The sequence below is a fragment of the Acinetobacter sp. YH12152 genome, assembly GCF_013418285.1.
GTDB lineage: Bacteria > Pseudomonadota > Gammaproteobacteria > Pseudomonadales > Moraxellaceae > Acinetobacter > Acinetobacter amyesii.
In genome coordinates, this window is record NZ_VPCH01000048.1 from 20,237 (window position 1) to 27,592 (window position 7,356).

Genomic DNA, 7,356 nt, shown 5'->3' on the forward strand with positions numbered 1-7,356 from the left:
TTGAATGGCGAATCGGATGGGGTAGCGGGGGAATGCACCAATGTTAAAGCTGTTCAGGGACAAACACGATCATCCTCTGGGTGAGGTGTTTAACCGCTATTACTGGCTGCAAATCGGATTCATTGCCCTGTCTGTGGTGATCGGGATTGGCTGTAGTGCTTGGGTAATCAAAGGTTCCCTGCTCAGAACTGCGCTAGAACAGGAAATGTCACATTACTGGCAGCGGCTGGAACGTAATCCGACTGCTGAATTGCCCGATACCAAAAACTTGTATGGTTATCGCTGGAGCGATGTACCGCCAGTCCAATTTCGCGACATACAGCTTGAGCAAGGGGTGAACCGGCATTTTGTCGATGGCAAGGAGCGCATGACCGTGTATGGTGAAAAAGACGGACAGCATGTGCTGCTGGTGTTTGGCGAAAGCAACGTCAACAAGCTGGTGTGGCTGTTTGGTCTGGCACCGCTGATGGTCAGCCTGTTTGTGCTATATAGTGTGCTGTGGTGGTGGAACCGTCGGGCCCGGCGCTATTTTTCCCCGATTACCCGTCTTGCCAATGCGCTGGAATATATCGATTGGGAACATCAGAAAAATCAGGCTTCGCCTTTTCAGGACATCCGCACCGACTCTAATCTGGAAGCTGAATACCTCAAGCAGGCGCTGGAAAAATATCATCAGGTATTAAGCGAATTTATTCAGCGTGAGCGTGAATTTACCGGAGATGTCAGCCATGAGCTACGCACGCCACTGACCATTTTAAAAGGCAATGTGCAGCTGTGTCAGGCACGCTATGGCGACAACAAGTCCTTTACCCGCCTGCATAACACCATTGAAGACATGCAGCTGCTGGTCGATACCTTGCTGGCCATTGCCCGCAATACCACCAACACTTTAACTGCTGAACCGACCATGCTTTCAGAATGTCTGGACAATCTGGTGCAGGATCTGGAAAGTGTCAGTCATAACAAAGGCATGCAGATAGATCTGCAAAAAGACCTCGATGAACAGCCGCGTAAACTTTATCCATCCATGACCAAAATGGTGTTTGGCAATATTCTGCGCAATGCGCTGAACTATTCACAGGGCACAGAAATTGATGTGATTCTGGAAAAAAATAAAGTGCTGATTGCTGACAATGGGGTCGGCATGCCTTTACCTAACAATTCTAAAGTTCAGGAACTGTCAGGTCAGCAGCTACAACTGGAAATCAAAGGGCATGGTATTGGATTGCAATTGGTGCAAAAGCTATGCAAACAGCTAGGTTGGCGTGTGGAGCTGTTTGACAGGCAATATTATCTTGACACTCATCAGAATGTTGATCTAGCAATGACCACTGGACTGATTGTTGTTGTGTACCTAAATTAGGCTTCATCTTCGAAAGCAATCTTTAAACCAATCCCAGATATGGTGTGAATCAGCTTTTGTTCAAAGGGTTTATCGACCATTTTTCGTAAATTATAGATATGACTGCGCAGAGCATCACTTTCTGGCTCTTCGTCACCCCAAAGCTGCATCATAATTTCCTGTTTGGTCAGTACTTTAGGAGAATGACGCATCAGTAGCTTCAAAAGTTTAAACTGAATCGGAGGCAATTCAATGTTCTGCCCAGCTCGAGTTAGCTGCTGTGTTGCCGTGTCCAAAATTAGGTCATGAATTTGCAGACGACTGCTAGATACTTCACCCAGTGAGCGCTTGATCAAAGCTTTCACCCGAACCACCAGCTCGTTAAAGTCAAAGGGCTTGACCAAATAATCATCCGTGCCAGAATTGAAGCCTTTGAGTTTATCATCCAAGGTATCCCGAGCGGTAAGCATCAAGACAGGTAAGTCCAACCCTTCTTCATTGCGTAACCACTCGCACAATTCATAACCAGAACCATCAGGCAAATTAATGTCTAGTAGCAAGATATGGTAGCGTTGCTGTTTCAGTAATTGTCTAGCAGCACTCAGATTGCGGGCATGATCGACCACAAAGCCATGTTCTTCCAAAAACTCGCATAGGGTAGAGGCCAGTTCATAATGGTCTTCAACCATCAGGATAAAATGTTTCGACATAGCGGCAGATACTAATTTAATAATTGCTGTTTTAATTTAGCACTAAATGGCTGGGGACCCAGCCATATATTAAAATATTGTTGTGCCAGAGGATGTTTAAGCTGCCCTAAACTTTGCTGGTTCAAAGATAAGCTCAGGGTCTGTGTAGCATGGTTGTATTTTAAACGATACAGGTCGCCTGATCTGACCGGACGATACAAATCGGTGATTGGGTTGAATAGAGCATGTATTTTTGCGTCTTTAACATTACGTTTCAGTAAATGTGTGGCCGCACGCTTAAATGCCCATTCCGGAATATTCTGTGTATAGGAAAAGTCCATCTGTATATTTTGTTTTTCCCAGGACTGGCTACAGTTTTGGGCAAAATAACTGGCCATACCGACCTGTTTTTGACCCACCATCAGCGGACCATTGCCGCATTGATTCAGGCTTTGTGCCTGTGCCCATGGACAGAAGCTACATCCCATCACTAACGCTGTACTAATCGCTATTTTTTGAAAGGCAGTAGCCATGAGTAGACCCCTCCAACATAAGGCAGGGAACGGTACAGGCCATTCGCAGGGTCCCAGAAATCCTGCTGGAAAATAATCTTGTTGTTTTCGTTGATCTTGATTTCACTGATACCGTAAGAGTCCATACTGCGGGTCGTGCCGAACAATTTAAAATCATAGGCCATATGCCAGTGCACATAGGCAGAGTCCTGATGATAAGAAGCGTTTAACAGCTTGACGCTGACCTTGCTGACCCGTTTGTTCATGCCTTGAAAGTGCTCGAGTAGATTTTGACGGGATGAAAATTGCGATAGCGTATCGTTAATAAACAGCTGGTCGGCATACAGTGCTCCAGCATTTTCAACGAATTCAGGTGTGCCCAAGGTATTAAAGGCTGAGGTAAAGCGGAGGCCGATATCCTGAGCTTTAGCCTGATCCAGCGCTATCCCCTGAATACCATTTCTGGATTGGGCGTAATCGTCTGAATAACTGGGAATACTTTTACATCCGGCTAACAACAGAAGCGGCAAGGATAAGGCTGTAGCAATTAGTGTTTTTACAAGTCTCATCATCAGTGTCCGTATGAAGTGTATGTTTATACCTTAGGCAGCACAGCGTGAATAGAATGTGAAATAGACGTTATAGATGAGCAATTGAATAGAATTTTTCAAATCAAAGATTAAATGTTTAACTTTTTTCTTCGGCCATTAACCAATGAATAATATTCATAACATCACGATTTTCATTATTTTTTCTGACCATTGCATAAAAATTATAGTCACAATAGATAAAACCAAAAGGGGCAATGATCTTTCCATTTAACATTTCTTTTTCGACTAGAATTTGAGGTGCTATGGCAATTCCTAACCCAGACACGGCAGCTTCTATCATTAAATTCAGACTATCAAAATAACGGTCATTGGATTTTGGGCAAAAGCTTATTTGAAACTGATCAAACCATGTATGCCATGCACTTTTATTTGAGTGGGTATGAAGTAATGGATAGTTTAAAAGATCATTTACGGAATGAAGAAGATTTATTTCACGATTACAAATAGGACCCATGTTATCGGGAAATAACAGATATTTATTCAAAAAGTTAGGAAGTAGATGATTCTCACTGATGCTATTGATCAATATGTCAACTTTCTCTTTTTCTAATAATTTTAACTCATTACATGTCATTAATTTGATATGGATATTGGGATAAATGACTTCGAGCTCTTCTAATCGGGGAATCAGCCAATTTGCCATAAAACTATGAGAAGCGCCTATTACCACCTCTACCTCTGATGTTTTATTTGTTAACTCAAAGACACATTGTTCTAAACGATTAAAAAATTGCGTACAAACGAGCGATAATTCTTCGGCGTCCGCCGTCAGAGAGATGGTCGAGGAATGTCGAATAAACAATTTTTTATCTAACCATTCTTCTAACTGCTTTATTTGATGACTAATCGCACTATGGGTGACACATAATTCTTCGGCAGCTAAGCTGAAACTTTTATTTCTGGCGACAGCTTCGAAAGCTTTTAAAGCATTAAGAGGAGGTAATGTTCTGCGTTTCATGTTGTAAAATTTTCTAACATCATTAGCTCAAAATATATCAATTATCATCAAAATGAAAATATTTTAAGATCGAACAAGTTTTGATAGTAAAAGAGATATGAGATGACAACCCCTTATACAGGTAATGGTCCTGATGACTTAGGATTTTTTGGTAAATTTGGCGGATGTTACATGCCAGAGAGCTTAATGCCAGCACTTCAAGAATTAGAGCAAGCCTTTAATAATGTTCGGCACAAACCTGAATTTTGGGCTGAATATCAGCAGATTTTAACGGACTTTGTTGGTCGTCCTAGTCCTCTTTTTTATGCAAAAAACCTAACAGCTTATGCAGGCGGCGCTCGAATATATTTCAAGCGAGAAGATTTGAACCATACGGGTGCGCATAAGATCAATAATTGTGTAGGCCAAATCTTATTAGCCAAATTTATGGGGAAAACCAGAATCATTGCAGAAACTGGTGCTGGGCAACATGGTGTTGCAACAGCAACGGTTTGCGCGCTGTTTAAGATGAAATGTACCATTTTTATGGGAGAAACAGATATTCAGCGCCAACAAATGAATGTTGAGCGCATGAAATTACTCGGTGCTGAAGTCAGAAGTGTTCAAAAGGGTCGTGGGACTTTAAAAGATGCCATGAACGAAGCATTACGTGACTGGATTCGTCATGTGGATACAACCTATTACCTGTTGGGTACTGGCGCAGGCCCTCACCCATATCCGACGATGGTCAGAGAATTTCAGAAAATTATTGGTCTAGAAGCCAGAAACCAAATACTCCTGAAAGAAAATAGGCTGCCTGATGCTCTAGTTGCTTGCGTGGGTGGGGGATCAAATGCACTAGGGTTGATGCATCCTTTTCTAGAAGACCTGAATGTCAAAATGTTTGGCGTTGAGGCAGGTGGAAAAGGAATAAATAGCGATGAACATGCCGCCTCTATTTGCAAGGGTCAAGTCGGTGTGCTGCATGGCAATTTAACTTATTTATTACAAGATTCAGATGGGCAGATTTTAGAGGGGCACTCTATATCAGCTGGCTTAGATTATCCTGGTGTTGGTCCTGAGCATGGTCTTCTGTTTGAAACAAGACGTGTTACATATACGGCGATCACCGATCAAGAAGCGGTAAATGCCTTTCAGCTTTTAAGTCAACAGGAGGGTATTATTCCTGCTCTTGAGAGTTCTCATGCGATTGCATATGCGATTCAACTTGCTCAAGAAATGCAGCCAGAACAGATCATTATTGTCAATTTAAGTGGTAGAGGAGACAAAGACTTAAACACGGTCAAAAAATATCTTGCAGGAGCTACAGCATGAACCGTCTAGATCAAAAATTAGAGCAATTGAAACTGGAAAATCGAAGCGGTCTGGTCTGTTATTTTACTGCTGGAGATCCTAATTTTACAGAAAGTTGTCGTCTGTTAAGCCAATTGGGTCAAGCAGGGGCTGACATTATTGAAGTGGGTATTCCATTTTCTGATCCAGTGGCAGATGGAGAGATCATTCAGGCAGCGCATCTTCGGGCTTTAGATGCAGGTCAAACGGTAAAACAGACCATTGAGTTGGTAAAAGTAATCAGGCTGCATGATGACCAGACACCAATAATTTTCATGACTTATTTAAATCCGATTATGCAATATGGTTTTGAGACACTTATCGCTGAAACAGAAAATCTTATAGATGGAATATTGATTTTAGATGCTCCATATGGATATCGAGAAAAATTTGAGGTGCAATTAAATGAAAAAAATATGCATTTAATTGCAATGACCGCGCCGACGACCCCAGTTGAAAGGTTAGAGCAAATTTCAGCGCGCGCGACAGGTTTTTTATATCATGTTGCAGAAAATGGCTTAACAGGAGGAGACTTCAATATATCTAATCTTGAGAAAAAGATAACTGAAATTAAGCCAATTTTTAATATTCCAGTTGCAATTGGCTTTGGGATCAAAAATGAAAGCCATGTTAAAGCACTAGCCAATAAAGTAGATCTTATTATCATTGGCTCAGCGCTTGTCGATACTTTTTTTAATAAGGGAATGAATGCGACTTTAGAAAAAGTGACGGTTTTTGCACAGATACTGAGACAAAATAAAGAATAGTCAGGCACCTTTCATAAATCTTCTTTAAAACCATAATTGAATATAAAACAATATTTTATCATGGCCTTCTCCCGTGAGGGAGATGGAACTTTATACATGGATTTTTTTCTAAAAGTGATCGCTTTTTAAAAATCACTATTATCATATAGATGTGACATGCGTTTTTGCTTTGTTTCTAGATAAGCTTTGTTAAAGATATTTAAACCAACTTTTAAAGGAATACGTTCAACAACATTAATTCCTAAATCAGTTAAAGATTTAATTTTAAGGGGATTATTTGTAATGAGTTTTACATTCTTTATTTTTAAATAATCTAACATAATGGTACACATATCATATTTACGAGCATCTGCTGGTAAATTTAATAATAAATTGGCGTCAAGAGTATCATGTCCTTGGTCTTGAAGGGCGTAAGCTCGAATTTTATTGGTTAGTCCTATGCCGCGACCTTCTTGGCGTAAGTATAAGATCACACCTTGACCTGCATCATGAATCATTTTCATGGTTGAATGTAATTGGGGGCCACAATCACATTTGAGTGATCCAAAAGCGTCACCTGTTAAGCACTCTGAATGAATTCTAACGAGTACAGGTTGATTAGAAATAGTACCCATGCCTTTAGCAAGAGCGATATGTTCTTCACCAGTACTTTGGTCTTGAAACGCTATAATTTCAAAATCACCAAATGCAGTCGGTAGTTTTGATTTTGAAACAAACTCTATAGCCATTGAAGAATACACCTATATAAATTTATATTTGGTACAATTTACTTAATCTAACTTGAAAGCATTGGCTAATTTTTTTCAGTCAAAAATTTCAGCATTTTACTTCCAAGTAAAGAGTATGTATCTGATAGTGAATTTTATGTGAAATGTTATTTAGAATATTTTTATTAGCGTTCTGCTTTGTTGCAAAAACACTCAAAAGCTGAGGCTTGTCTAAACCATCAATATTTAAGATAAGTTGGTTTTTTTTGTATAGTTAATTAAATTTATTGAATAAGTTAATAAAATTAGGTTTGAACCGTACCGGGTTTGTCGGAGACTCAGTATTCTGAGAGAATGTTCCGATGACCAAATTAAAATATACCCCTGAAATCAGAGAAAGAGCGGTTCAATTATTGATTGAATCTGAAAAAGACTATC

At 40.2% G+C, this 7,356-nt stretch carries 8 protein-coding genes; 3 read left to right on the plus strand and 5 right to left on the minus strand.

Translation table 11 applies throughout. From position 1 onward, the window contains the following. Window positions 1–40 precede the first annotated feature (40 nt). Window positions 41–1,363 carry a sensor histidine kinase gene (locus tag FTU83_RS13850; RefSeq protein WP_373685375.1) on the plus strand — a complete coding sequence of 441 codons (1,323 nt, stop codon included), beginning with the start codon at window positions 41–43 and terminating at the stop codon, window positions 1,361–1,363. On the opposite strand, the gene FTU83_RS13855 is transcribed toward FTU83_RS13850, so the two are convergent. From FTU83_RS13855 to FTU83_RS13870, 4 genes are all read right to left on the minus strand, one after another. Further along, on the minus strand, window positions 1,360–2,052 hold the full coding sequence (locus tag FTU83_RS13855; protein WP_180106930.1) for a response regulator transcription factor: 693 nt from the start codon (window positions 2,050–2,052) through the stop codon (window positions 1,360–1,362). The genes FTU83_RS13850 and FTU83_RS13855 overlap by 4 nt on opposite strands. 11 nt (window positions 2,053–2,063) lie before the next feature. Beyond that, complete coding sequence (locus FTU83_RS13860) at window positions 2,064–2,564, minus strand: chalcone isomerase family protein (protein WP_005177287.1); 501 nt, start codon at window positions 2,562–2,564, stop codon at window positions 2,064–2,066. After that, window positions 2,540–3,112, minus strand: a complete 573-nt coding sequence (locus FTU83_RS13865) for a nuclear transport factor 2 family protein (RefSeq protein ID WP_171407659.1) — start codon at window positions 3,110–3,112, stop codon at window positions 2,540–2,542. The genes FTU83_RS13860 and FTU83_RS13865 overlap by 25 nt, the downstream gene beginning before the upstream one ends. A gap of 118 nt (window positions 3,113–3,230) precedes the next feature. After that, window positions 3,231–4,112 (minus strand): LysR family transcriptional regulator, encoded by an 882-nt coding sequence (locus FTU83_RS13870; RefSeq protein ID WP_180106932.1) that lies wholly within the window; start codon window positions 4,110–4,112, stop codon window positions 3,231–3,233. A gap of 102 nt (window positions 4,113–4,214) precedes the next feature. Between FTU83_RS13870 and trpB the strand changes: the two genes are divergently transcribed. Together trpB and trpA are read left to right on the plus strand one after the other, a co-directional pair. Further along, a complete protein-coding gene (gene trpB / locus FTU83_RS13875) occupies window positions 4,215–5,426 on the plus strand; it encodes a tryptophan synthase subunit beta (RefSeq protein ID WP_180106934.1) in 1,212 nt (403 codons plus the stop codon). Further along, window positions 5,423–6,211 (plus strand): tryptophan synthase subunit alpha, encoded by a 789-nt coding sequence (trpA, locus tag FTU83_RS13880; protein ID WP_180106937.1) that lies wholly within the window; start codon window positions 5,423–5,425, stop codon window positions 6,209–6,211. The genes trpB and trpA overlap by 4 nt, the downstream gene beginning before the upstream one ends. A gap of 125 nt (window positions 6,212–6,336) precedes the next feature. Here trpA and ribA read toward each other — a convergent pair whose 3' ends face one another. Next, on the minus strand, window positions 6,337–6,939 hold the full coding sequence (gene ribA, locus FTU83_RS13885) for a GTP cyclohydrolase II (RefSeq protein ID WP_180106939.1): 603 nt from the start codon (window positions 6,937–6,939) through the stop codon (window positions 6,337–6,339). Between the last annotated feature and the right edge of the window lie 417 nt (window positions 6,940–7,356).